This is a genomic window from Paenarthrobacter sp. NPDC018779 (assembly GCF_044391085.1).
GTDB lineage: Bacteria > Actinomycetota > Actinomycetes > Actinomycetales > Micrococcaceae > Arthrobacter.
In genome coordinates, this window is record NZ_JBIRZS010000001.1 from 320,752 (window position 1) to 344,834 (window position 24,083).

Consider the following 24,083-nt stretch of genomic DNA (forward strand, 5'->3'; position numbering starts at 1 on the left):
GATGGCACTTACCGCGTCGGTCAAGGACGAACTGTCCCGGCTGGACATCAAGAAGTCCTCAGTCCGCAAGGCCGAAGTTTCAGCGATGCTTCGTTTTGCCGGCGGCTTGCACATTATTTCGGGGCGGATCGTCATCGAGGCCGAGGTGGATCTGGCATCCACTGCCAGGCGGCTCCGTGCGGCCATTGCGGAGGTCTACGGCCACCAGAGCGAAATCATCGTCGTGTCCGGCGGCGGGCTGAGGCGCGGGAGCCGCTACGTGGTCCGGGTAGTCCGTGATGGCGAGGCCCTGGCCCGGCAGACCGGCCTGCTCGATGGCCGCGGCAGGCCCGTCAGGGGATTGCCGTCCGTAGTGGTGAACGGTTCTGCGGCCGATGCCGAGGCGGTCTGGCGCGGCGCGTTCCTTGCCCACGGTTCCCTCACCGAACCTGGGCGGTCGTCGTCGCTCGAAGTCACCTGTCCCGGCCCCGAGTCTGCGCTGGCTTTGGTCGGCGCCGCCCGTCGCTTGGGCATCCAGGCCAAGGCGCGCGAAGTACGCGGCGTGGACCGTGTAGTCATCCGGGACGGCGACACCATCGCGGCCCTCCTGACACGCATGGGTGCCCATGATGCCCTCATGGTGTGGGAAGAGCGGCGCATGCGCAAGGAAGTACGGGCAACCGCCAACCGGCTCGCGAACTTCGACGACGCCAACCTGCGCCGCTCGGCCCAGGCCGCCGTGGCTGCGGGTGCCAGGGTGGACCGCGCGTTGGAGATCCTGGGTGACGACGTGCCGGACCACCTCAAATATGCGGGCGAATTACGCGTTGCGCATAAACAGGCCAGCCTGGACGAACTCGGCCGCTTGGCTGATCCGCCCATGACCAAGGACGCCATTGCCGGGCGTATCCGCCGTTTGTTGGCCATGGCGGACAAACGAGCGTTGGATTTGGGAATTCCGGGTACCGAAGCAAATGTGACTCCGGAAATGATGGACGAGTAGTTCACGCACCTAGAATCAAAAGTGCGCTGAAGGAAATACTGCGGAGCCCCCACGGGTTGACCCCCTTTGGAGGCAATCGCAGGCTTCTTCGCCAAGGATTTCCGGCCGCCCAGCCGGTCGGATGAACACAACGAGAGTTACCAAACCGGACTTCGGTCCATGACATTGGAGGATTTCGTGACAGAGTACGTTCTGCCCGAGCTCGGCTACGACTACGCAGCACTCGAGCCGCACATTTCGGCAAAGATCATGGAGCTGCACCACAGCAAGCACCACGCTGCCTACGTAGCCGGCGCCAACAATGCGCTGGCGCAGCTGGCCGAAGCCCGTGACAAGGGCGACTACGCCAACATCAACCGCCTCTCCAAGGACCTCGCGTTCCACACCGGTGGCCACATCAACCACTCCGTCTTCTGGAACAACATTTCCCCGGACGGCGGCGACAAGCCCGAAGGCGAACTCGCAGCAGCCATCGACGACGCTTTCGGCTCGTTCGATGCCTTCCGCGCACAGTTCACCGCTGCTGCCCTTGGCCTGCAGGGCTCCGGCTGGGCTTTCCTGGCCTACGAGCCCATCGCAGGCAACCTGCTCATCGAACAGCTCTACGACCAGCAGGGCAACGTTGCCGTGGGAACCACCCCGCTGCTCATGCTCGACATGTGGGAGCACGCGTTCTACCTGGACTACGTGAACGTCAAGGCCGACTATGTCAAGGCGTTCTGGAACATCGTGAACTGGGCAGATGTTGCCAAGCGCTTCGAAGCAGCCCGCACCAACGCCACGGGCCTCATCGTCCTCTAGGTGGTGAGCCCTGGTTGACACTGGTGTAACAAAAGTCACTTTTTCAGTGAATTAGGGCCAAATGCTGAAATGCCTGCCCCCGCAGTTGCGGGGGCAGGCTCAGTTAAACGTAAGATGGGTCACGGAAGGCGGTTAGCCTTCAGCAACGTGGCTGGTCGCCCTCCGATCTGATAATCACCTCTGCCCAATGACGTGCGGGGTCTGTTGGTTGGACCTAAAAACCCAACTCACGAGGCGTGCTTGCAAGAGCACCAAGGAGATTGACAAACAGTGACCACCCGTATTGGTATCAACGGCTTCGGCCGCATCGGCCGCAACTACTTCCGCGCAGCGCTGGCCCAGGGCGCTGACCTTGAGATCGTAGCCGTCAACGACCTCACCAGCCCTGAGACCCTCGCCCACCTTCTGAAGTACGACTCCGTCGGTGGCCGCCTGACCCAGTCGGTGGAAGTTGTGGACGGCAACCTCGTCGTCGACGGCAAGTCCATCAAGGTCCTTGCAGAGCGCGACCCCGCCAACCTTCCGTGGGCAGACCTCGGCGTTGAAATCGTCATCGAGTCCACCGGGTTCTTCACCAAGGCGGCAGCCGCGCAGAAGCACATCGACGCCGGTGCCAAGAAGGTCCTCATCTCCGCTCCTGCCAGCGACGAAGACATCACCATCGTCATGGGCGTCAACGACTCCCAGTACGACCCCGCTGCGCACAACATCATCTCCAACGCGTCCTGCACCACCAACTGCCTCGGCCCGCTGGCCAAGGTAGTCAACGACGCCTTCGGCATCGAGCGTGGCCTCATGACCACGGTCCACGCCTACACTGCCGACCAGAACCTGCAGGACGGCCCCCACGGCGACCTCCGCCGCGCCCGCGCAGCAGCCATCAACATGGTCCCCACGTCCACGGGTGCAGCCAAGGCAATCGGCCTGGTCCTGCCTGAGCTCAAGGGCAAGCTGGATGGTTACGCCATCCGCGTTCCCGTCCCCACCGGCTCCGCAACGGACCTCACGGTCACCGTTTCCCGCGAAGTCACTGTCGCTGAGGTCAACGCTGCCATCAAGGCTGCCGCGGAGTCCGAGCAGTGGGCCGGCATCCTGAGCTACACGGACGCCCCGATCGTCTCCTCGGACATCGTTGGGGACCCGGCATCCTCCATCTTCGACTCCGGCCTCACCAAGGTGATCGGCAACCAGGTCAAGGTTGTTTCCTGGTATGACAACGAATGGGGCTACTCCAACCGCCTCGTCGACCTCACGGAGCTCGTCGCATCCAAGCTGGGCTAGGGTAGACACATGACATCTCACACCCTCAACGAACTCATCGCTGAAGGTGTCCGCGGGCGGTACATTCTGGTCAGAAGTGACCTCAATGTGCCGCTCGACGGCTCTACAGTGACCGACGACGGCCGCATCAAGGCCTCCCTTCCGGTCCTCAAGAAGCTCTCGGACGCCGGTGCCCGTGTGCTCGTAACCGCCCACCTCGGACGCCCCAAGGGTGCCCCCGAGGAGAAGTACTCCTTGAAGCCCGCAGCAGCCCGCCTCGCGGAACTTGCAGACTTCAAGGTCACCCTGGCCGGGGACACCGTTGGCGAGTCCGCCAAGGCCCTTGCAGCAGGCCTCCAGGACGGCGAAGTGCTCGTCCTGGAAAACGTCCGCTTCGATGCCCGCGAAACCAGCAAGGACGACGCCGAGCGTGGTGCTTTTGCCGACGAACTGGTAGCGCTGACGGGAGACAACGGCGCGTTCGTGGATGACGCCTTCGGCGCTGTCCACCGCAAGCACGCGAGCGTTTACGACGTCGCTACCCGGCTGCCGTCTTACCTGGGCGACCTCGTCCACACCGAAGTCGAAGTCCTCCGGAAGCTCACCGCGGAGACGCAGCGTCCCTACGTTGTGGTGCTCGGTGGCTCCAAGGTCTCAGACAAGCTTGCGGTCATTGACAACCTTCTGGGCAAGGCCGACACCATCCTTGTGGGTGGCGGCATGCTCTTCACCTTCCTGGCTGCCGCAGGACACAAGGTGGCAGGCAGCCTGCTTGAGGAGGACCAGATCCCAGGGGTCCAGGACTACCTCAAGCGCGCAGCTGACGCGGGCACCTCGTTCGTCATCCCCACGGACGTCGTGGTGGCCAGCCGTTTCGCGGCCGATGCCGAGCACGAGGTGGTCAAGGCGGATGCCATCGAGGAAAGTTCCTTTGGAACGGCCGGCATCGGCCTGGACATCGGACCTGAATCAGCAACTGCGTTTGCTGCCCAGATCGAGGGCGCAAAGACCGTCTTCTGGAACGGCCCCATGGGCGTGTTCGAGTTCGAGGCCTTCTCAGCCGGCACGCGTGCCATTGCCCAGGCCTTGACAGACACTGTGGCGTTCACCGTCGTCGGTGGTGGCGACTCCGCCGCCGCCGTCCGAACCCTGGGTTTCGACGACGAACAGTTTGGCCACATCTCAACCGGTGGCGGTGCCAGCCTCGAGTACCTCGAAGGCAAGGAACTTCCGGGACTCAGCGTCCTGGACCGCTAAATACAGTAACCGGCCGGCGGCACGCCCTTGCGTTCCGCCGGCCGTCCATATTTCAACGCATCCCCTTGGAGTTCACGTGACTACCTCTGCCAACGGCAACTTTGTCCGCAAACCCTTTATCGCAGGCAACTGGAAGATGAACATGGACCACGTCCAGGGCATCACGTTGCTGCAGAAGCTCGCGTGGACGCTGGACGACGCGAAGCACGACTACAAGCGTGTTGAAGTGGCGGTCTTCCCGCCCTTCACCGATCTCCGCGGCGTGCAGACCCTGGTTCAGGGCGACGACCTCGAGGTCGCCTACGGTGGCCAGGATCTGTCCCAGTTTGATTCGGGGGCCTACACGGGCGACATTTCGGGCCAGTTCCTCAACAAGTTGGGCTGCTCGTATGTCCTGGTGGGCCACAGTGAGCGCCGGACCATCCACAACGAATCCGACGAGGTCCTGAACGCCAAGGTCAAAGCCGCGTACCGGCACGAGGTCACGCCCGTCCTCTGTGTTGGCGAAGGACTCGAGGTCCGCCAGGCCGGCACCCATGTGGAGCACACGCTTGCACAGCTCCGGACCGACGTTGAAGGCCTCACCGCGGAGCAGGCAGCTGATCTGGTGGTCGCCTACGAACCCGTATGGGCCATCGGAACCGGCGAAGTCGCGGGACCTGACGACGCACAGGAAATGTGTGCGGCCATCCGCGCCGAGCTGACGGAACTCTTCGATGCCGATGTCGCTGCCAAGACCCGCCTCCTGTACGGCGGATCGGTCAAGGCCAACAACGCCGCTGCGATCCTTGCCGAGCCGGACGTGGACGGTCTCCTGGTGGGTGGCGCCAGCCTTGACCCTGCGGAGTTTGCTAACATTGTCAGGTTCGAGAGCCACCTCGTCACGGACTAGTCCGGCTCCCGCTTTCCGCTTCTTCGAAAGGCCGTCGTGGACGTTCTTCAAGTTATCCTGCAGATTCTGCTGGGCATTACCAGTCTTCTGCTGACGCTGCTCATCCTCCTGCACAAGGGCCGTGGTGGCGGCTTGTCCGATATGTTCGGTGGTGGCATGAGCTCCGGTTTGAGCTCGTCCGGCGTTGCAGAGCGGAACCTCAACAGGTTCACCATCATCCTTGGCATCACCTGGGGAGTGGTCATCATCGGCCTCGGTCTCATCATGCGTTTCACCTCCGGCGGGGATTCCTGATCTCCTCCGGAAAGTTCGTCACGCCATCCTGAACGGCGGCACCAAAGTTTGGTGCCGCCGTCGTGCACCTGGCATTAGACTGTCGGTGTTGGCCGTCAGGCCCACGGGCCATACGGCCGACCACCGAGTCGCTAGGGGTTCGAAATGGTTCATGGCACGCCCGGTTACCGGGGGACCCGAGTGGGAGTAACCCAAGGGTCCGCACCGCGAAATCAGAGCGACCACAGTGACGGAGAACAGTTGCCGCGTATTCGTGTTCCCTATTGGTGCGCCAAGGGACACGAAACGCGGCTTGTTTTTCTTAAGCTGCCGGACGAGCAAATTCCCAAGGCCTGGGACTGCCCTAAGTGTGGGCTCCCTGCGTCTCGCGACCCCCTGCATCCAGCAGCGGCACGCCCGGACGATGAAATCTTCAAATCACACCTGGATTACGTTAAAGAAAGACGCTCCAGCCAGGACGCGGAAATCGTCCTGGCCGGAGCGCTTGAGAGGCTACGCGCCCGCGGGGTCCTTCCGGACCAACTGCTGCGGGACACGTGAGGCGGCGTTCTCGTCGATCAGCCACAGGGTCCTAGAGCGGCCCACCGGGCCGGCTGCGGGCACCTGTACGGGATTGGCGCCGGCCAAGGCAAGCCCCACAGCACCGGCCTTGTCTTCTCCAGCCACTACCATCCAGATTTCCTGGGCAGTGTTAATCGCGGGCAAGGTCAGGGAAACCCGCGACGGCGGCGGCTTGGGTGAGTTTTCAACGCCCACCACAGTACGGTCCTTGACCCGGATGGCTGCCTGCTCCGGGAACAACGAGGCAACGTGGGCATCCGGACCGACGCCCAGCAGGAGGACGTCGAAGCGGGGCAAGGTGCCAGGTTCTTCGGGCCGGTCATCGGACATGTCGGCCGCGTGTTCTGCCTCGGCGGCTGCCTTCAAACGGACCGCGTAGTCCGCGGCAGCTTCTTCGGCCGTTGCGAACTCATCCGAGGAACCAGGTTCGTGGATGCGCTCAGGATCCACCGGGAGGTGGGCCAGAAGCGCCTCGCGGGCCTGGCGGGTGTTCCGGTCACCGCTGTCCGCAGACACGAAGCGTTCGTCGCCCCACCAGAAGTTCACCCGCGACCAGTCCACTGCTGGAGCAGCTGCCGACTCGGCCACCGCCCGCAAGGTCCCGATCCCCACTGTTCCGCCGGTGAGGACCACCGTGGCTTCGCCGTGCTTGTCCTGGACGTCCACAAGCTTGGTGATGAGTCGTGCCGCAATGGCGGCCATCAACACTTTGGAGTCTGGGTGGATGCTTACTCTGGGCTCAGCGTGCACTGGTCTGGACTCTCCTCTGGCTGGTAAGTGGCAGTCCCATCGTAATCACTTCTCCGAAGACTTCGTCGGGGTCGAGCCGGCGGAGTTCTTCGGCGAGGCAGTCCTTGAGGCTGCGCCGCGGCAAGGTGATGCGCTGCGCCGGCTGGCCGGGCTGGGTGAGCTCGGCTACCGACAGGCCCGGGCGGAACAGCTGCACATCGCCGCTGGCACGGGTCAGCCGCACCCGGCGGATGCCGGTCCCGGCTGGATCGGCCACAATGGTCACCGGCGCCTCAAGTGCCAACGTCAACCAGGCAGCAAGCAGCAGCGTGCTGGGGGAGTCCGAGGCACCTTCGACAGCAATCGCGGACACCGGATCACTGTCCACCTGATCGAGCACCGCTGCCAGTTGGATGCGCCAGTTGGTGAGGCGGGTCCAGGCGAGGTCGGTGTCGCCGGCTTTGTAGGTTTGGCGGATGGTGTCGAGGGCTTGGGCGGGGTCGGGTTCGTTGGCGGAGTCGGTGATGCGGCGGTGGGCGATGGCTCCGATGGAGGTTTCGCAGGCGGACGCGGGGGCGCCGTGGGGCCACCAGGCCACGATGGGTGCGTCGGGGAGGAGGAGTCCGGCGACGAGGGATTCGCTTTCGTGGGCCATTTGGCCGTAGCCGCGCAGCACGATCACTTCGGACGCGCCGGCGTCCCCGCCGACGCGGATTTGCGCGTCGAGCCGGTCCGGGGCTTCGGCGCCGGCGTCGGCCAGGACGATGATCCGGCAGGGGTGTTCCCGGCTGGCTTCGTTGGCGGCCTCGATCGCTTCTTCTTCCTGCCCGGATTTGGTCACGACCACCAGGGTCAGGACCCGGCCCAGGGCGATCACGCCGCCTTGTTCGCGCAGGGAGGTGATTTTCTTGGAAATTTTCGAGGTGGTGGTGTCCGGCAGATCAACAATCATGGCCTTCTCCAGGTTCGTCCGTCACGGGCAAGGAGTTCATCGGCGGCGGCCGGTCCCCAGCTGCCCGGTGCGTAGGGTTGCGGTTGTTCATCCAGGGACGCCCAGTAGTCCTCGAACGGGTCCAGGATCTTCCAGGACAGTTCCACTTCCTGGTGGCGGGGGAACAGCGGCGGCTCACCCAGGAGCACGTCCAGGATCAACCGCTCATAGGCTTCCGGGGAGGATTCGGTGAAGGAATGACCGTAACCGAAGTCCATGGTCACATCCCTGACTTCCATCTGGGTGCCCGGGACCTTGGACCCGAACCGGATCGTGGCGCCCTCATCGGGCTGGACCCGGATCACCACCGCGTTCTGCCCGAAGTCGTCCTCGCCATGGTCGCGGAAGAGCAGGTTCGGGGCGCGTTTGAACACCACCGCGATCTCCGTCACCCGCCGGCCCAGGCGCTTGCCCGCGCGCAGGTAGAACGGCACCCCGGCCCAACGCCTCGTGTTGATATCCACCCGGATCGCCGCATAGGTCTCGGTCTTCGAATCCGCGGGGATCCCGTCCTCATCCAAATACCCCTGGACTTGTTCCCCGCCCTGCCAGCCGCCGGTGAACTGCCCCCGCGCGGAATGCGTGGACAGGTCTTCGGGGAGTTTGACCGCGGCGAGGACCTTTTCCTTCTCCGCCCGCAAATCATCGGCGTTGAAGGAGATCGGCTCTTCCATCGCCGTGAGCGCGAGCAACTGCAGCAGGTGGTTTTGGATCACGTCCCGGGCCGCACCCACCCCGTCGTAATACCCGGCCCGGCCACCGGTGCCGATGTCCTCGGCCATGGTGATCTGCACATGGTCCACATAATTCGCGTTCCACAACGGTTCGAACAACTGGTTCGCGAACCGCAACGCCAGAATGTTCTGCACCGTTTCCTTGCCCAAATAATGGTCAATCCGGAACACCGCATCCGGCGGGAACACCGACTCCACAATGTCATTGAGCGCCCGGGCCGATTCCAGGTCATGACCGAACGGCTTCTCGATCACCACCCGCCGCCACTGCCCCGGCTTCGCCTGCGCCAAACCGTGCTTGGACAACTGCCGGCACACCTGTTCGAAGGCCTTCGGCGGGATGGACAGGTAGAAGCCGTGATTGCCGCGGGTGCCGCGGGTTTCATCCAGCTCCTCCAACACGTCACCGAGCCGCTCGAACGCATCGTCGTCGTCGAACTCGCCCGTCACGAAGCGGATCCCGGAGGCAAGTTGCTCCCACACGGCTTCGTCGAACTTGGTCCGGGCGTGGGCCTTGACGTTCTCTTTGACCTCAGCGGCGAAGTCGGCGTTGTCCCACTCCCGGCGGCCGAAACCCACCAACGCGAAACTCGGCGGCAACAAGCCGCGGTTCGCGAGGTCATAGACCGCGGGCATCAGCTTTTTCCGGGCGAGGTCGCCGGTGACTCCGAAGAACACCAACGACGACGGCCCGGCAATGCGACTCAGGCGCCGGTCCCGCGGATCCCGCAACGGATTCCGCAAACCGGCAGTCTTCCTGCCGTTTTCAGTATCTGGCATGTTTGCTTTGTGCCTTAGCTTTCGAGTGCGCTGGGCTGACCGGCCAACGCAGCGACGACATCCTGGAGCTGGGCTACGCCTGCGGCACGCTCGGTGAGGTGCAGGCGCAGGACGGGACGGCCGTGGCTTTCCAGGACCTGGGCATCGCCCGAGGCCTGGGCCGCAATGAGTTCGCCGAAGGTGAAGGGCCGCTCAGGAATTTCAAGATCAAGGGAGGATGCAGCAGTAACCTGCAGGAAGACGCCGATGGCGGGGCCGCCCTTGTGGAACTGTCCTGTGGAGTGCAGGAACCGCGGTCCCCAGCCGAATGTCACCGGACGGCCGCTGGCAGCTGCGAGTTCATCGCGGATGCCCTCCAGGGGTGCGTGGCTGATGCGGTCCAGGTAGGCCTGGACGCTGAGGTAACCATCGGTGCCGAGCTGGCCAAGAAGTGCCTGCACAGCCTCCGTAACAGTTGCGGAGGAGCCGAGCCAATCGCCACCGCGGACTTCCACGGCCCCGTCGGTGAAGGCAGCAGGCGTCGGTTCGGGACGGGCGTCGAGAAGGCCACGCGCGGCAACCTTGGCTGCTTCCACATCGGGCTGGTCGAACGGGTTGATGCCCAGGAGGCGACCGGCGACGGCGGTAGCAAACTCCCAGACGAACATCTGCGTGGCAAGGCCGCCAGCGATGGCCACCTCGTTCTCGCGAAGTTCGACGTCGTCATCCGCACCAACCAGGCGGATGACCAGTACATCGTCGGCACCGCCGCGGGCTTCGGGAGAGTCCGGGCCAGCGACAACAGGCAGTACACCGGTGCCGAGCTTGCCGGTGGATTCGGCAATGAGCTGTTCTGCCCAATCAGCGAAACCAACAATGCCGGATCCGTCCTCGGCGATGACGATCTTGTTCCGCAGCGGGTTGGTCCCGCCCAGGGCAATACCGAGTGACAGGCCGATGTTGTCCGAGGAGTCCTCGTTGAGGACCTCTCCGGCTTCTTCGGCCTCATCAAGGAATGCCTGGATATCCACGCCGGCCAGGCCGCAGGGGACAAGCCCGAAGGCCGTCAGGGCCGAGAAACGGCCGCCGACGTTCGGGTCGGCGTTGAACACGGCACGGTAGCCGGCTTCGCGGGAAGCCTTGTCCAGGGGCGAGCCCGGATCGGTCACGATGATGATCCGGCTCTTGGCGTCGATTCCGGCGTCGTTGAACGCCTTCTCGAACACCCGGCGCTGGGAATCCGTCTCAACAGTGGAACCGGACTTGGACGAAACGACGATTGCCGTTTCAGCCAGCCGGTCCGCGAGGGCAGCACTGACCTGTTCAGGATCGGTGCTGTCGAGGACAGTCAGCTCGACGCCAGCGGTGCCGGCAATGACTTCCGGAGCCAAAGACGAGCCACCCATGCCACACAGGACAATATGGGAAACGCCTTCGGCGCGGAGCGCGTCACGCAACTCCAGGATCTGGCCCACCAACGGCTGGGAAACGGCCGGAGCCTCAACCCATCCAAGGCGGATAGCGGATTCCGACTCCGCGTCCGGACCCCACAGCGTGTGGTCCTTGGCGAAAATCCGCGTAGCGATCCTGTCTTCGACCAGGCTGTCAATGTGCTGGGCGATTGCCTGCTGAGCGGCACCGCTGGCGTCAAAGCTGATTGTGCTCATTGTTGGTTAGGAAGCCTTCCGTGCGGTAGCAAGTGCGCCTTCGACGTCGGCCAGCAGTTCCTTCCAGCTGGCCACGAACTTCTCGAGTCCTTCGGACTCAAGGAGCGCAACAACGTCGTTGTAGGAAACACCGAGGTTTTCAAGGGCGTTGAGGACGGCGTTGGCGTCCTCGTACGTGCCGCTGATGGTGTCGCCGGTGACCACACCGTGGTCGAAGGTGGCATCCAGGGTCTTCTCCGGCATCGTGTTCACTACGCCGGCGGCAACCAGTTCGGTCACGTAGAGGGTGTCCGGGTAGGCCGGGTCCTTGACGCCGGTGGAAGCCCACAGCGGACGCTGGGGGAGTGCGCCCGCTTCTGTGAGCACGTTCCAGCGTTCCGTGGAGAACAGCTCTTCGTAGACCTGGTAGGCGAGGCGTGCGTTGGCGACGCCTGCCTTGCCCTTGAGGGCCTTGGCCTCGTCGGTTCCGATGCCGTCAAGGCGCTTGTCGATCTCGGTGTCCACGCGGGAGACGAAGAACGAGGCGACCGAGTGGATCTTGGACAGATCGTGGCCGTTCTCCTTGGCCTGCTCAAGGCCGGACTGGAAAGCGTTGATGACTGCGCGGTACCGCTCCAGCGAGAAGATCAGGGTCACGTTGACGCTGATGCCCTCAGCCAGGGTGGCCGTGATGGCTTCGAGGCCTTCCAGGGTTGCCGGGATCTTGATGTGGACGTTGTCCTTGTTGACCTTGGCGTAGAGGTGCTTGGCCTCGGCGATGGTGCCCGCGGTGTCCCACGCCAGGCGCGGGTCTACCTCGATGGATACACGGCCATCAACACCGTTGGTGGCTGCCGCGAGCGGGGCGAACAGGTCGCAAGCGTCCGCCACGTCAGTGGTGGTGATCTCGAAGATGGTTTCTTCGACGCTGGCACCCTCTGCGGCCTTGGCTGCAATGGTTGCGTCGTAGTCCGTGCCGGACGTGATGGCGGCGTGGAAGATGGACGGGTTGGTGGTCACGCCAACCACGTTCTTCTCATCAATGAGCTTCTGCAGCGTGCCCGTTTCCAGGCGGTTGCGGGAGAGGTCATCGAGCCAGATGGATACGCCGGCGTCAGACAGCTGCTGCGTGGGAGTGCTGGTCATTGGTTTTCTCCTTGATGGGGTTTCAGACGTTTACTAAGAAAGGTCTGCGAGGGAGTCTTTGGCTGCGGCCGCAACGGCTTCGGCGGTGATGCCGAATTCGTTGAACAGGCGCTTGTAATCAGCGGAGGCACCGAAGTGTTCGAGGCTGATGGAGCGGCCGGCGTCGCCGACGAATTCCTGCCAGCCGAGCGCGAGGCCGGCTTCCACGGAAACGCGTGCCTTGACGTAGCTGGGGAGGACGGATTCGCGGTAGGCCTCGTCCTGCTTCTTGAACCACTCGACGCACGGCATGGAGACAACGCGTGTGGCGATGCCTTCGGCCTGGAGGGCTTCGCGGGCCTGGACGGCGAGCTGGACCTCGGAACCGGTGCCGATCAGGATGACCTGCGCGTCAGCGGTTTCGCCGTCCTTGGAGGCCTCGGCCAGCACGTAGCCGCCCTTTGCCACGCCTGCGGTGGACGCGAAGGTGTCACCGTTGGCTGCACCTTCGCCGCGGGCGTAGGTGGGGATGTTCTGGCGGGTCAGGACGATGCCGGCCGGGTTCTCGTGGTTCTCCAGCATGGCCTTCCATGCTGCGGAGACCTCGTTGGCGTCACCGGGGCGGACCACGTCCAGGCCGGGGATGGCACGCAGCGAGGCGAGCTGTTCCACGGGCTGGTGGGTCGGGCCGTCTTCGCCCAGGCCGATCGAGTCATGCGTCCAGACGTAGAGCGAGGGCACGCCCATGAGCGCGCCGAGGCGGATGGCGGGGCGCTGGTAATCGCTGAAGATCAGGAACGTGCCCGAGAAGGCACGCGTGCGGCCTGCCAGGGAGATGCCGTTCACGATCGAGGCAGCGGCGTGTTCGCGGATACCGAAGTGCAGCACGCGGCCGTAGGGGTTGCCCTTCCAGGCCTCGGTGGAGCGCGAAGCCGGGATGAAGGACGGGGAACCCTCGATGGTGGTGTTGTTGGACTCGGCGAGGTCGGCCGAACCGCCCCACAGTTCCGGAAGGACTGGGCCGATCGCGTTCAGGACCTTGCCCGACGCGGCGCGGGTGGAAACGTCCTTGCCGGCTTCGAAGACCGGGAGGGCGGCGTCGATGCCCACGGGGAGCTTCTTGGCTTCGATGCGCTCCAGGAGGGCGGCGCCGTCCGGGTTGGAGGCCTGCCATGCTTCGAACTTGCTCTGCCAGGCGGCGCGTTCCTCGGAACCGCGCTCCACGACCTTGCGGGCGTGGGCCAGGACTTCCTCGTCGACCTCGAAGGACTTGGCCGGGTCGAAACCGAGCACCGTCTTGAGCGCGGCAACTTCCTCGGCACCGAGTGCTGAACCGTGGATCTTGCCGGTGTTCTGCTTCTTCGGGGCCGGGTAACCGATGATGGTGCGCAGCGAAATGATGGACGGCTTGGTGGTCTCAGCCTTCGCAGCCAGGAGTGCCGAGTACAGTTCCTGGACGTCTTCGACGTACTCGCCGGTCTTGGTCCAGTCCACGCGCTGGGTGTGCCAGCCGTAGGCCTCATAACGCTTCAGGACATCCTCGGTAAACGCGATGTCGGTGTCGTCTTCGATCGAGATGTGGTTCTCATCGTAGACAACAACAAGGTTGCCCAGTTCCTGGTGGCCGGCGAGCGAGGAAGCCTCGGACGTGACACCTTCCTGCAGGTCGCCGTCGGAAGCGATGACCCAGATGGTGTGGTCGAACGGCGATTCGCCGGCGGGAGCATCGGCGTCGAACAGGCCGCGCTGGCGGCGCTGGGAGTAAGCGAACCCAACCGAGGACGCAAGGCCCTGGCCCAGCGGGCCGGTGGTGATCTCCACACCGGCGGTGTGCTTGTACTCCGGGTGGCCAGGGGTCAGGGAACCCCAGGTGCGAAGGGCTTCGAGGTCCTTCAGTTCCAGGCCGTAACCCGAAAGGAACAGCTGGATGTACAGGGTCAGGGACGTGTGGCCCGGGGAGAGGATGAAACGGTCGCGGCCAATCCACTCAGGGTTCTTCGGGTCGTGGCGCATCAGCTTCTGGAACAGCAGGTACGCAGCCGGAGCCAAGCTCATGGCCGTACCAGGGTGGCCGTTGCCGACCTTCTCCACAGCATCAGCAGCCAACACCCGAACAGTGTCAACAGCCTTCTGGTCCAGATCGGTCCAGGACAGTACTTGCTCTTCCAAATGTGGCACGAAAACCGAGCCCCTCTCTGTGCTGACGGCAGGTTTTGGAAACACGGCACGCAGGAAGCTCAGGATGGCGCCCGCTGCAATGTGTCTACCAGCCGTTCACCATTGAAACGTTGATCTCTCATCCAGTCGCACGGAGAATCCGAGAATACGGTTTCCCGGACAGTCGACGTGTGCTGATCTGTTTCACAGCTTAGCCCTAAACGTGGCGTGGGACTCAGGGAATCCCACTAACTGGACAGAAATTCGCTTATATGAATCACCAAGGCGCCCCGAACACGTGAAGATTCGGAAACATTGGCGTATTTTGCGGACATTGGTCCACTTCCGGCCACGGTATGATATCTGGAGGCCACCAGCGGTGTCCGGCCCCCCGGTTCCACCATCAACCGGACGCTGCCGCTGCGAGAACCCCAGAGCATAGAACAGAGTGACTGCCGCCGTGAGCACAACTGATACGCCCCTTAACGCGTCCCCGGCCCGGGGAGGCATCGGAATTTCCCGTAAGTTCAAGGCGTATCTGGCCCTCACCAAGCCCCGGGTCATCGAACTGCTCCTGGTCAGCACGCTGCCCACCATGATCTTCGCCCAGCGCGGCTTCCCCTCCATCGGCCTGATCCTTGCCACGCTGGTGGGCGGCGCGTTCGCCGCCGGCAGCGCGGGCGTCTTCAACTGCTACATCGACCGCGACATCGACAAGCTCATGCACCGGACCGAGAAGCGTCCGCTCGTGACAGGGGAGGTTACGCCCCGCGAAGCTCTCGTTTTCGCCTGGATCCTCGGGGCGGCCTCCATCGCGATCCTGTGGTTCGGCGCCAATCCGTTGTCCGCCTGGCTCGGCCTCGGCGCCATCGTCTTCTACGTCGTCATCTACACCATGATCCTCAAGCGCCGCACTGCGCAGAACATCGTCTGGGGTGGCGCAGCGGGTTGCTTCCCGGTACTCATCGCCTGGTCCGCAGTGACCAACACCGTTGAATGGCCGGCGATCGTCCTCTTCATGGTGATCTTCCTCTGGACCCCGCCGCATTACTGGCCCCTTTCCATGCGCTACGGCGAGGACTACCGCAACGCCAAGGTGCCCATGCTGGGTGCCATCGCCGGCGCCAAGGTGGTTTCGGTGCAGGTTGTCCTTTACGCATGGGCCATGGTGGCGTGCTCGCTCTTGATGATCCCCGTGGGCGGCGCGGGCTGGGTCTACACCATTGCGGCGGTTGCGGCCGGCGCCTGGTTCCTCTACGAGAGCCACGCCTTGTACAAGCGGGCCCAGGGCGGCGATGTTTCCAACAAGGGCGCAATGAAGGTCTTCCACGGTTCCATCAGCTACCTGACGCTGCTGTTCATCGCCCTCGCAGTCGACCCCTTCGTGGGTGCGCCGCTGATCGGCGGCTAACGCCTCCAAGGCTCCAGTTACGCAAAGTCCGACGCCGGCACTCACGCGAGTGCCGGCGTCGGACTTTTGCTATCCCCACCCCAACCCTCTCTCACCAAACACCCCTTTCCGGCGATCCTTCTCTCACCTCCGACAATGAAGCTGCGCCTGTGATACCCGTCAGCGCGGAAGCTGCTGACGGTGAATTGGGAGTGCATCGTTTGGGGCCTGGCCGCAAGCCCTTCGGGCCAACCGCACCCGCAGCGAAGTACGCTTCGGTGGAAAACCTAGGACGGTGGAAAGGCAGCTCCGTGAACTCATTTGCGTTGAGTGGGCAATAAATAGTGTGAGCACAGACAATGACATCCTCAGGCGGTCCCGGGACAGCCCTGAAGCTTTCGGGGAGTTGTATGACAGACACGCGCCCATCATCTACAGATATGCCGCCAGAAGAGCTGGCGACTTTGTGGCCGATGACGTTACGTCCGAAACGTTTCTGGTGGCCTGGGAGCAACTCGAAAGTTACGACCTTGCCCGGGAGGATGCCCGGCCTTGGCTGTTCGGCATCGCCACGAATCTACTCCGACGTCACCACCGTGCCGAAAACAGGATGCTGAAAACCGCGGCCAAAGCAGCCTGCAGGGAGGGGCTGGCGGATGACACAGACCGGGTCGCCGCCCAAGTGGATGCCACAGTGGCTGCCGGGCGCATCGCCCGGACTCTGAAAAGCATGGCAGCCATTGACCGGGAAACACTGCTCCTCTATGCCTGGGCGGACCTGACGTACGAGGGCATCGCCCTCGCCATGGAGGTTCCCGTCGGGACAGTGCGTTCACGTTTGAACCGTGCCCGCCGCACCCTGCGATCCCAGCTCAACCTCACTCCTGACGAAACGGAGAACGACCTTGGACGACTTGCAACTGCTCCGTGAACTGCGTAGCGACACTGGCTCAGTCCCGCCGGCAACCTTGGCCATGGGCCGGTCGAGAGTCATGGCCGCTATCGCCCATGACGCCACCATCGGGGTCCTGGGCAAACAGTCATCGGAGAGAAACGTTAGCCACATCCGTTTCCGCCGTCGCGCCTTGTTGGCGTCCGCGGCTGCAGTCTTGCTGATTGGCAGTATCGTCGTGGCTGACGTCGTCCGCCCGACTCCCGGAGCGACGGCGGAAGCCGCTGAGATCCTGAACGATGCAGCGCTGGCAACCATACGGACCTCCGATCCGGTCATGGCACCAGGGCAGTACCTGAGAGTAGATACCAAGGCTGTATATGCCAGCACCGTGCAAAAGGACGACGGAACTGCTGTCGCCTGGCTCGAGACCACCGGTGGCCAGATGTACATACCAGCGGATATTACCGGTGAGTGGGTTTGGAACCGGGAGCCACGGATACCTACAACCTTTTTCGGTGAAGAGTCCCGTGCGGAAGCTGAACGTCAGTCAGCTCCTGCTGAAGGCCCGGTGTTCGCAGGGCCTCAGCTCGAGGGAATTTTACGGGGGAAGGCTGGTGGATTCTATGGCGGCAGCCCCGAACAGATCCTGGGCACGCCGCTTGCAGAAGCCTTCCGGACCTTCCCGCGCGAGCCCGAAAAACTCTTGCAGCTTATTTACGACAGGACCAAGGGGAAGGGCCCCTCACCGGAGAGCGAGGCGTTGACGACCATAGCTTCAGCGCTGCGAACCGGCGTTATCCCTGCGGATCTGCGGGCAGCCATGTACAAGGCGGCAGCCCTGATTCCTGGCATCGTGGTGGCTGCGAAGCAGGCGACCCTTGACGGGCGCCAGGGCGTTGCCCTTGGAGTACATTATGCCGATGGCAAAGTCCGCGATGACATCATTGTGAACCCCGCAACGGGACAGTTGATCGGCGAGCGAACGGTATACCTGGTAGCCGAAGCCGGCATTCCCGCCAACACGGCTGCAGCGTGGACGTCGGTGCAGACATCGGTAGTGGACTCGGCCCCGTAGCCCGCCCAGCAGAACCTGATGCGGCTCGGTTGGCACCCTTGCGGAGTGCCCAACCGAGCCATCCCAATTCCACGAACTGCGCTATTGGACGGGACTCCGCCTACTTGACCGGGCTCGCCTTCGCCAGGTCTGCCGCGTTGGTTGAGGCGCTCATCAGCAAAGCCGCGCCGAGCATGTGCGCGCCAACCATGAGGGCGGGGATGCCGTTGTAGTACTGGGTAAAGCCGATGACGGCCTGCAACACGGTGACCGCCACCATGAGGTGGGCGGCCGTGCGGAAGGGCCCGGCGATCTTGTGCCGGAACACCACGTAGACGGCGAAGAGCGAGCCCGCCGTGATCAGGTAAGCCGGGACGGCGTGGATGTGCGAGAAGAGGTCCCAGTCGAGGTCGTTCCTCGGTGCATCAGCATCGCCTGCGTGCGGGCCGGCGCCCGTTACCACTACTCCGAGCATCACCGCGATGGCCGAGAACACGGCCACTGCCAGCATTGCCGGGCGCAGAACAGCCGGCAGCGGAACCAGGGAGCGGTTCATGAACCGCCCTGTGCGCCCGTAGGCCCGGTTGACCAGGAGCGTGGCAAAGACCACCAGGGCCATGGAGACCAGGAAGTGCAAGCCCACTACCCAGGGATTCAACCCGGAAAGCACCGTGATGCCGCCGATGACGGCCTGCGCGGGAATGCTGGCCAGAAGTCCAAGTGCCAGAAGGAAGAGGTCGCGCCGTTCCTTGCGGAGGTTCCACAAGTAGACCAGCATGAGGGCGGCCACGGCCGCCAGGGCGAACGTCAGGAGGCGGTTGCCGAACTCGATGAATCCGTGGATGCCCATTTCCGGAGTGTTGACGAGGGAGTCCGAGGTGCATCGGGGCCACGTGGGGCAGCCAAGGCCGGAGGCAGTCAGGCGAACGGCGCCGCCGGTCACAACCAAGACCGTTTGGCCGATCAATGACAGGACCGACAGACGCCGGATGGTCCGGTTCACGTCGGTGGGGAGTTTGGAAGTGAACCGCTGAACGGTTTTGGGAAGGCGTGATGCCGTGCTCACAGGTTTCTCGTTTCTCAGTTCTCGTTCGGTGGTCAGTTCCACTTGAACCAGCGGATGGCCGCGGCGCCCGCAATCAGTGTCCACAGCAGCAGGACCAAGGCGGCCGGCCAGGCGATGGCTCCGTGCAGGAACGCCTCGCGCAGCGCCTGTCCCAGGGCGCCGGAGGGGAGGAAATGCACGATGCTCTGGGCCAGAGCCGGGAGTCTCTCGGCTGGAACAACAATCCCACCCAGGGCGCCGAGCAGGATCCACAGGAGGTTGGTAATGGCCAACGTGGCTTCCGGGCGCACCGTACCCGCAACCAGCAGCCCCAGCGCGGTGAACGCTGCAGCTCCGAGGACCAACAATGCCAGCCCGGGCAGCCACCCTGCCGGAGCGGGGTGCCACCCCAGCAATCCGGCAACAATGGTTACCACCACTACCTGCAGGAACAACACCACCAATACAGCCAGGATCTTTCCCGCGATCAGGCCACCCCGGCCCAGCGGGGTGGTGGACAGGAAGCGCAGAACTCCATAGCGGCGGTCGAATCCTGTGGCGATGCCTTGGCCCGTGAAAGCCGTGGACATGGCGCAGAGTGCCAGGATGCCCGGCGTCGCGATGTCCACGCGGGAGCCGCCAAGCCCGTCCAGCAAGGGAGTCACCGACAGGCCTACCAAGGCCATGAGCGGCAACACAATGGCCAGGATAAGTTGCTCCCCGTTGCGGAGCATGGTGATGGTCTCGTACTTGCCCTGTTGAACGATGCGGCGGGAAAGGGAGGCCGGACCGGCGTTGGGTGCCAGGAGCTTGCTCATCGAAGGTCCCTTCCGGAAATGTCCAGGAATACGTCCTCCAGGCTGCGTGCTTCAAGGCGGAGGGATGCAGGCATGATGTTCCGTTCTGCCCACCACGCGGTCAGGGCTGCCAGGTCCGCCGGAGTCAGGGCGCCGCTGACCGAATAGCTGCCGGCCCTCGTTTCGGTGACGTGGAGGCCTGTCCGGAGAACTGCGCTGAAGTCCATTCCGGCAGGTCCGTCGAAGAAGAGTGTCCTGTCCGCGATGTCGGTCGAATGGTGGTGGGCCAACAGCTCGGCAACCGTTCCTTCGGCGACGTTGTGTCCGCCGTCGATGATGTAGACGTAATCGGCGAGCCGCTCGGCGTCGTCCATCAGGTGGGTGGTGAGCACGATGCCCATCCCGGCGTCGCGGAGTTCGGCGATAAGGTCGAAAACGATCTGGCGCGATTGCGGGTCCAGGCCCGCGCTCGGCTCATCCAGGAAGAGGATGTCCGGGTTGCCTACCAGGGCGGCGGCCAGGGCAAGCCGCTGTTTTTGTCCACCTGACAGGCGGCGGACGTTGGTCCTGCTGAACTGGTTGATGCCGAGCCGCTCCACCAGCAGGTCAAGGTCCATGGGGTTCGCGTACATGCCCGCCACATGGCGCAGCAGGGGAAGGGGGCGGGCCGACGGCGGGAGGCCGCCGTCCTGGAGCATGACACCAACGCGTGAGCGCAGTTCCGCGCCCGCGGTGTCCGGGTCCTCGCCGAGGAGCGAGATGGTGCCCCCTGTCCGTTTCTGCAGACCTTGGGCGCACTCCAGGGTGGTGGTCTTGCCGGCACCGTTGGCGCCAAGGAGGGCGGTGATTTGCCCGCGCTCCGCTACCAGGGAAAGGCCACTCACAACCCTGAGCATTTTGCCGTCAAGGGAGGCCAGGGGGCCAACATCCTTGATGAGTCCGTCTATGGTGAGGACAGGGGAGTCGGTGGATCGCACCAAAGTATTCTACGCGAAGTAGTACGGTCACATGCGGCGGGTAGGGCAAGGTCAGTCTTGCCTTACTGGAGCCCGGAATGAAATTACGACATGATTGTGTTGTGTATTCCATGAGCACTCCAGTTTCCATGCCCTCGAAGCGGCATGCTGCGGCGGACGGGCCCCTTGCGCCCGTGCCTTCGCTGCCGGATGCTGAAGACCGTACGCGCGACCGCGTCCTTGCCGCCGTCCTGGAAAACGGACCTGTCAGCGCCGCAGAACTCGGTGACCTGCTTGGATTCACCCCTGCGGCCGTACGCCGGCACTTAGACCACCTCGAACGGAACGGCGTCATCGAAGTCAAGCGCGTCGCAAAGGCCGGAGCCGGTGCAGGCCGTCCGGCACGGCGGTACGTCCTCAGTTCACAGGGCCAGTCCAAGCTGGGCGACGACTACCTGAACATCGCAACCTCTGCCCTGCGCCGCCTGCAGGATATCGCGGGAGAAGACGCGGTGCGGGATTATGCGGAAGAACGGTTCGCCGAGATGGAACGCCGTTATGCGCCCGAGGTGGCCGCTGCCGGTGAGGACATAGGAGCCCGCGCAGTGGCTTTGTCCAAGGCACTGAGCCGGGACGGCTACGTCGCCTCCGCCCACTCCATTGAGGCCAAGGCTCCCTTGCCCGCCGAATTCTCGAGCGTCCAACTGTGCCAGGGGCATTGCCCCATCCAGCAGCTCGCGGCGGAATTTCCCGTGTTCTGCGACACCGAAACCAAGGTGTTCTCCCGCTTGGTGGGCGTCGATGTCCGCCGCTTGTCCACCTTGGCGCAAGGCGGTCACGTCTGCACCACCCACATACCTACCGGGCGACCGGCTGCCACGATGCTCCCCGACATCGCAGAGCAGTCCGGAAACCTGTCCAAGGAATCAAACAACCAGCAAGAAAGGCCGTGATGACGGGTCAATTAGCTGAAGGAACAGCAGAGAAGGCGGTAGCTGACGGCACTGTGATCTCGGAGATTCTGGAAAAGAATCCCGAGCTGCATGGCATCGGCAACTACGAGTACGGCTGGGCCGACAAGAACGACGTCGGCGCCAACGCCCGCCGTGGCCTCGATGAGGAGGTTGTCCGTGACATCTCCGACAAGAAGAGCGAGCCCGAATGGATGCTCGACCTCCGCCTCAAGGGCCTGAAGTACTTCGACCGCAAGCCCATGCCCACCTGGGGTGCAGACCTCTCGGGCATCGACTTCGACAACATCAAGTACTTCGTGCGCTCCACCGAGAAGCAGGCAGCCACCTGGGAAGACCTGCCCGAGGACATCCGGAACACCTACGAGAAGCTGGGTATCCCGGAAGCTGAGCGCAGCCGCCTGGTTTCGGGCGTTGCGGCGCAGTACGAGTCCGAGGTTGTCTACCACCAGATCCGCGAGGACCTCGAAGCCCAGGGCGTGATCTTCCTGGACACCGACACCGCGTTGAAGGAACACCCGGAGATCTTCCAGGAGTACTTCGGCACCGTGATCCCCGTGGGCGACAACAAGTTCGCCTCGCTGAACACCGCGGTCTGGTCCGGTGGCTCGTTCGTGTACGTTCCCAAGGGAGTCCACGTGGACATCCCCCTGCAGGCCTACTTCCGTATCAACACGGAGAACATGGGCCAGTTCGAGCGCACACTGATCATTGCCGACGAAGACTCGTATGTGCACTACATCGAAGGCTGCACGGCTCCGATCTACACCTCGGACTCCCTGCACTCGGCAGTTGTGGAAATCATCGTGAAGAAGGGCGCACGCGTCCGCTACACCACCATCCAGAACTGGTCCAACAACGTGTACAACCTGGTCACCAAGCGCGCCATCTGCGAAGAGGGCGCCACCATGGAATGGGTAGATGGCAACATCGGATCCAAGGTGACCATGAAGTACCCGGCCGTCTACCTCGTGGGCGAGCACGCCAAGGGTGAGACGCTGTCCATCGCCTTCGCCGGCGAGGGCCAGCACCAGGACACCGGTTCCAAGATGGTGCACATCGCTCCGAACACCAAGAGCTCCATCATTTCCAAGTCGGTGGCCCGCGGCGGCGGCCGTGCCGCTTACCGTGGCCTGGTCCAGGTCCGCGAAGGTGCCAAGCACTCGGCCAACACCGTACGTTGTGACGCGCTTCTGGTGGACACGATTTCGCGTTCGGACACCTACCCGTACATCGACATCCGCGAGGACGACGTCGTACTGGGCCACGAGGCTACCGTTTCCCGCGTCAGCGAAGAGCAGCTCTTCTATCTGATGTCCCGCGGCATGCCGGAGGACGAGGCCATGGCCATGATCGTGCGCGGCTTCATCGAGCCGATCGCCCGTGAACTGCCCATGGAATACGCCCTCGAGCTCAACCGCTTGATTGAACTTCAGATGGAAGGATCCGTCGGTTAACAATGACTGATATCACTACTGAAAAGGCACGCATCGGCGCGCCCTCAGCACAGCCCTTTATCGACGGCTTCACCGAAGAAGGCGAAAACCTTTCGCCGATCAACGCCGGCTCGACGACGGAACAGCCTTCTGCTGGCCCCCTCGCCGGTGCATCGGCGAAGGGCCACTCGCACGGCGGCGGCGTCGGCGTCCCGGACAGCTCACGCGCAGGACGCTTGACGTCCTACAACGTGGAGGACTTCAAGGCACTGACGGGCCTCGAAGAGGACTGGCGGTTCACGCCGCTGCGCCGCCTCCGCGGGCTGCACAGCGAAGCCCTGACCGGCGCTGCTCCGGCCGTGTCCGTCAACGCCCCCGCCGGCGTGACGGTTGAGACCGTGGGTCGGGAAGACCAGCGCATTGGCCAGGCAGGCATTCCCGAGGACCGCGTCTCCGCGAACGCCTGGGCCAACTTCAAGGAAGCTACCGTCATCACGGTTCCCTCGGAGACCTCCCTCGAATCGGAGATCAGTGTCACCCTCGCGGGTTCCGGCACGGAGGCCGCCGCCCAGCACGTGGTAGTGGTTGCGGAGAAGTTCTCCAAGGCCGTCCTGGTCCTGGGCCATGAAGGCACCGCCGTCGTGTCCGAGAACGTGGAGATCATCCTCGAAGACGGCGCGGAACTCACCGTCGTTTCGCTGCAGGAATGGAACGATGATTCGGTTCACGCTTCCTCGCAGCAGGCCAAGATCGGCCGTGACGCCAAGTTCAAGCACATCGTCGTCAGCCTCGGTGGCGACCTCGTCCGCGTCACGCCGACGGCCCGCTTCGCAGCCCCCGGCGGCGAAGTGGAACTCTTCGGCCTGTACTTCGCCGACGCCGGCCAGCACCTTGAGCACCGCACGTACGTTGACCACGGGCAGCCCAACTGCGTCTCCAATGTGCTGTACAAGGGCGCGCTGCAGGGCAAGGGTGCGCACACCGTATGGGTGGGCGATGTCCTGATCCAGAAGAACGCCGAAGGCACTGACAGCTACGAGAAGAACCAGAACCTGGTGCTGACCGATGGCTGCCGTGCGGACTCCGTGCCGAACCTCGAAATCGAGACGGGCCTCATCGAAGGCGCGGGCCACGCCAGCGCCACGGGCCGTTTCGACGACGAGCACCTCTTCTACCTGATGGCGCGCGGTATTCCGGAAGACGTTGCCCGCAGGCTCGTGGTCCGTGGCTTCCTCAACGAGATCATCCAGAAGATCAAGGTTCCGGCCATCGAGGACCGGCTGACCGAAGCCGTTGAGCGCGAGCTCGCTGCAACCGACAACTAACGTCTACCGACAACCAGGACAGGCCA

At 63.6% G+C, this 24,083-nt stretch carries 22 protein-coding genes; 13 read left to right on the top strand and 9 right to left on the bottom strand.

Going from position 1 to position 24,083, the window contains the following annotated elements; genetic code table 11:
• The first annotated feature begins 1 nt into the window (after position 1).
• From whiA to ACH488_RS01520, 7 genes are all read left to right on the top strand, one after another.
• The gene (whiA, locus tag ACH488_RS01490) at positions 2-982 is read left to right on the top strand and encodes a DNA-binding protein WhiA (protein ID WP_018777554.1); all 981 of its coding nucleotides are present in this window, start codon (positions 2-4) and stop codon (positions 980-982) included.
• Between the two features lie 177 nt (positions 983-1,159).
• Positions 1,160-1,783, top strand: a complete 624-nt coding sequence (locus tag ACH488_RS01495) for a superoxide dismutase (RefSeq protein WP_397321776.1) — start codon at positions 1,160-1,162, stop codon at positions 1,781-1,783.
• Between the two features lie 270 nt (positions 1,784-2,053).
• The gene (gene gap, locus ACH488_RS01500; RefSeq protein ID WP_397321777.1) at positions 2,054-3,064 is read left to right on the top strand and encodes a type I glyceraldehyde-3-phosphate dehydrogenase; all 1,011 of its coding nucleotides are present in this window, start codon (positions 2,054-2,056) and stop codon (positions 3,062-3,064) included.
• Positions 3,065-3,073: 9 nt separating this feature from the next.
• Positions 3,074-4,300, top strand: coding sequence for a phosphoglycerate kinase (locus tag ACH488_RS01505; protein WP_397321778.1), 1,227 nt, complete (start codon positions 3,074-3,076; stop codon positions 4,298-4,300).
• 76 nt (positions 4,301-4,376) lie between these two features.
• A complete protein-coding gene (tpiA, locus tag ACH488_RS01510) occupies positions 4,377-5,192 on the top strand; it encodes a triose-phosphate isomerase (RefSeq protein WP_397321779.1) in 816 nt (271 codons plus the stop codon).
• Between the two features lie 36 nt (positions 5,193-5,228).
• On the top strand, positions 5,229-5,486 hold the full coding sequence (gene secG / locus ACH488_RS01515; RefSeq protein ID WP_017198454.1) for a preprotein translocase subunit SecG: 258 nt from the start codon (positions 5,229-5,231) through the stop codon (positions 5,484-5,486).
• 144 nt (positions 5,487-5,630) lie between these two features.
• Positions 5,631-6,026, top strand: a complete 396-nt coding sequence (locus ACH488_RS01520; protein WP_397321780.1) for an RNA polymerase-binding protein RbpA — start codon at positions 5,631-5,633, stop codon at positions 6,024-6,026.
• Here the strand turns inward: ACH488_RS01520 and pgl are convergent.
• From pgl to tkt, 6 genes are read right to left on the bottom strand one after another with little or no spacing between them, the layout of a single operon-like run.
• Positions 5,979-6,797: a 6-phosphogluconolactonase gene (gene pgl, locus ACH488_RS01525; RefSeq protein WP_397321781.1), complete on the bottom strand. Its 819-nt coding sequence runs from the start codon at positions 6,795-6,797 to the stop codon at positions 5,979-5,981. The genes ACH488_RS01520 and pgl overlap by 48 nt on opposite strands.
• Positions 6,787-7,728 (bottom strand): glucose-6-phosphate dehydrogenase assembly protein OpcA, encoded by a 942-nt coding sequence (locus tag ACH488_RS01530; RefSeq protein ID WP_397321782.1) that lies wholly within the window; start codon positions 7,726-7,728, stop codon positions 6,787-6,789. Before ACH488_RS01530 ends, pgl begins: the two co-directional genes overlap by 11 nt.
• The gene (zwf, locus tag ACH488_RS01535) at positions 7,725-9,281 is read right to left on the bottom strand and encodes a glucose-6-phosphate dehydrogenase (protein WP_397321783.1); all 1,557 of its coding nucleotides are present in this window, start codon (positions 9,279-9,281) and stop codon (positions 7,725-7,727) included. The genes ACH488_RS01530 and zwf overlap by 4 nt, the downstream gene beginning before the upstream one ends.
• A gap of 14 nt (positions 9,282-9,295) precedes the next feature.
• Complete coding sequence (locus tag ACH488_RS01540) at positions 9,296-10,927, bottom strand: glucose-6-phosphate isomerase (protein WP_397321784.1); 1,632 nt, start codon at positions 10,925-10,927, stop codon at positions 9,296-9,298.
• Between the two features lie 6 nt (positions 10,928-10,933).
• A complete protein-coding gene (tal, locus tag ACH488_RS01545; RefSeq protein WP_397321785.1) occupies positions 10,934-12,052 on the bottom strand; it encodes a transaldolase in 1,119 nt (372 codons plus the stop codon).
• A 33-nt stretch (positions 12,053-12,085) separates the two neighbouring features.
• Entirely contained in the window at positions 12,086-14,200 is a 2,115-nt protein-coding gene (gene tkt, locus ACH488_RS01550; protein WP_397321954.1) for a transketolase, read from the bottom strand.
• Positions 14,201-14,636: 436 nt separating this feature from the next.
• Between tkt and ACH488_RS01555 the strand changes: the two genes are divergently transcribed.
• The 3 genes from ACH488_RS01555 to ACH488_RS01565 all read left to right on the top strand — a co-directional run bounded on the left by ACH488_RS01555 (position 14,637) and on the right by ACH488_RS01565 (position 17,548).
• The gene (locus tag ACH488_RS01555) at positions 14,637-15,599 is read left to right on the top strand and encodes a heme o synthase (RefSeq protein ID WP_397321786.1); all 963 of its coding nucleotides are present in this window, start codon (positions 14,637-14,639) and stop codon (positions 15,597-15,599) included.
• Between the two features lie 325 nt (positions 15,600-15,924).
• Complete coding sequence (locus ACH488_RS01560) at positions 15,925-16,509, top strand: RNA polymerase sigma factor (RefSeq protein WP_397321787.1); 585 nt, start codon at positions 15,925-15,927, stop codon at positions 16,507-16,509.
• Positions 16,484-17,548: a CU044_5270 family protein gene (locus ACH488_RS01565; RefSeq protein WP_397321788.1), complete on the top strand. Its 1,065-nt coding sequence runs from the start codon at positions 16,484-16,486 to the stop codon at positions 17,546-17,548. Before ACH488_RS01560 ends, ACH488_RS01565 begins: the two co-directional genes overlap by 26 nt.
• A 100-nt stretch (positions 17,549-17,648) precedes the next feature.
• On the opposite strand, the gene ACH488_RS01570 is transcribed toward ACH488_RS01565, so the two are convergent.
• The 3 genes from ACH488_RS01570 to ACH488_RS01580 are packed head-to-tail and all read right to left on the bottom strand — an operon-like array spanning position 17,649 to position 20,346.
• The gene (locus ACH488_RS01570) at positions 17,649-18,593 is read right to left on the bottom strand and encodes a heme A synthase (RefSeq protein ID WP_397321789.1); all 945 of its coding nucleotides are present in this window, start codon (positions 18,591-18,593) and stop codon (positions 17,649-17,651) included.
• A gap of 32 nt (positions 18,594-18,625) precedes the next feature.
• A complete protein-coding gene (locus ACH488_RS01575; protein WP_397321790.1) occupies positions 18,626-19,390 on the bottom strand; it encodes an ABC transporter permease in 765 nt (254 codons plus the stop codon).
• A complete protein-coding gene (locus ACH488_RS01580; RefSeq protein WP_397321791.1) occupies positions 19,387-20,346 on the bottom strand; it encodes an ABC transporter ATP-binding protein in 960 nt (319 codons plus the stop codon). The genes ACH488_RS01575 and ACH488_RS01580 overlap by 4 nt, the downstream gene beginning before the upstream one ends.
• A gap of 110 nt (positions 20,347-20,456) precedes the next feature.
• On the opposite strand from ACH488_RS01580, the gene ACH488_RS01585 reads away from it, so the two are divergent.
• The 3 genes from ACH488_RS01585 to sufD are packed head-to-tail and all read left to right on the top strand — an operon-like array spanning position 20,457 to position 24,057.
• On the top strand, positions 20,457-21,278 hold the full coding sequence (locus tag ACH488_RS01585) for a helix-turn-helix transcriptional regulator (protein WP_397321792.1): 822 nt from the start codon (positions 20,457-20,459) through the stop codon (positions 21,276-21,278).
• Complete coding sequence (gene sufB, locus ACH488_RS01590; RefSeq protein ID WP_144658782.1) at positions 21,278-22,753, top strand: Fe-S cluster assembly protein SufB; 1,476 nt, start codon at positions 21,278-21,280, stop codon at positions 22,751-22,753. Before ACH488_RS01585 ends, sufB begins: the two co-directional genes overlap by 1 nt.
• Before the next feature lie 2 nt (positions 22,754-22,755).
• Positions 22,756-24,057: a Fe-S cluster assembly protein SufD gene (gene sufD / locus ACH488_RS01595; protein WP_397321793.1), complete on the top strand. Its 1,302-nt coding sequence runs from the start codon at positions 22,756-22,758 to the stop codon at positions 24,055-24,057.
• The last annotated feature ends 26 nt before the right edge of the window (positions 24,058-24,083 follow it).